At 34.4% G+C, this 1,345-nt stretch carries 2 protein-coding genes; one reads left to right on the top strand and one right to left on the bottom strand.

Going from position 1 to position 1,345, the window contains the following annotated elements; all coding sequences use genetic code 11:
• Positions 1 to 256: 256 nt before the first annotated feature.
• A complete protein-coding gene (locus CWC30_RS16870) occupies positions 257 to 499 on the bottom strand; it encodes a hypothetical protein (protein WP_016899532.1) in 243 nt (80 codons plus the stop codon).
• A 243-nt stretch (positions 500 to 742) separates the two neighbouring features.
• Between CWC30_RS16870 and CWC30_RS16865 the strand changes: the two genes are divergently transcribed.
• Positions 743 to 1,297 carry a TIGR00645 family protein gene (locus CWC30_RS16865; protein ID WP_138627686.1) on the top strand — a complete coding sequence of 185 codons (555 nt, stop codon included), beginning with the start codon at positions 743 to 745 and terminating at the stop codon, positions 1,295 to 1,297.
• Positions 1,298 to 1,345 lie beyond the last annotated feature (48 nt).

Here is a 1,345-nt window from a genome sequence, read left to right as displayed (position 1 = left end):
GTTCATGCTCGTTCCTTTTTGTTCTAATCACTCTTGGTCGAATGATCGGATCATGGAACGAGCATTTAGTTCCTTTAAATTAGTAATTTCTTATCCGAAGCTCAGGTTAAGTAATAAAAAACCGGAATGCACAGCCTGTGACAGTTCCGGTTTTTTTGTCAAATAAAACCTATCGCAATGGCATTTCTAATCTGTTTTTTTACTTTACAGGATTAAAAAATGTAACCAATTTAGGTTCAATTCACTCAATTATTCATTAAATTTTAACAGCAGTGACTTTGTTATAGCCTTCAGATGTTAGTTCATCATTCACACACTTTAAAACATAGTTATAAAGCTCTTCATTGCTTACGTCGTCTTCTTTAGCCCAACTAACACACATTTCTGTGAATTCTTGAATCGTCTCAGCTGAAGCGTCTGTAGCATCGTTTGCCACTGCATTAGCAGCAGATAAAACGAAAAATGGTGCAACGATTAACGCGAGTAATGCTTTATTCATTTTCTTATTCCTAAAAATGGAGTAACAATCGAGTTATGCATGCATACAATGCCTACATAAAACAAGTGTAACCAAGCCAGAACATATCTGTTGGTATATTTATTTTTAATCGAATATAAAATAAAGGGAAACGAAATATTTTTATCGTTAAGATGAGCGTATCGCGTAAAAGTGTTTAACCTTAACTAATTGTGTTACAGCTAAATTTAGGCTAATGTCGCGTTTTAACTTTTAGGTGTTCTTATGTCAGAACCACACACAAATAATATAAATATAAAAATACAACCTGTTCATAAAGTAGAGTATGTTCTTGAGTCGTTTATATTCAAAGGACGCTGGTTATTAGCCCCATTTTTTGTCGGTTTACTATTTGCTGTGGTTTTATTACTAATAAAATTTTTTAAACAGCTGTATTTGATGGGGATCGCAACGTTTACTGCCAGTAATCAAGAGTTGTTGGTGGGTATACTAACTTTGGTTGATACCGCTTTGTTAGCTGGACTTTTATTAATTATTATATTTAGTGGCTACGAAAACTTTGTCTCTAAGCTTAATATCGACAATCATGAGGACCGTCCCGTATGGATGGGAAAAGTAGGGTTTTCTGGTTTAAAAATGAAACTGATTAGTGCGATAGTCGCTATTTCAGCCGTTGAGCTACTAAAGGTGTTTATAAGCTCTGCATCTCATTCAAATGATGAATTACTCTGGAAAGTGCTGATACACGTGACCTTTGTTGTGTCGGGTGTACTGTTTGCATTTACTGATTACTTAAATAGTAAAACAATTAGCCATTAAAAAATGCTAAAAAAACCCGAGCAGTGCTTAATGCGGATCGTTTAAGTT

Origin of the sequence: Pseudoalteromonas sp. S4741, assembly GCF_005886135.1 — a bacterium.
Lineage (GTDB): Bacteria > Pseudomonadota > Gammaproteobacteria > Enterobacterales > Alteromonadaceae > Pseudoalteromonas > Pseudoalteromonas tetraodonis.
The sequence above is the reverse complement of the archived record's forward strand: the minus strand, read 5'-3'. Positions and strand labels throughout refer to the sequence as shown.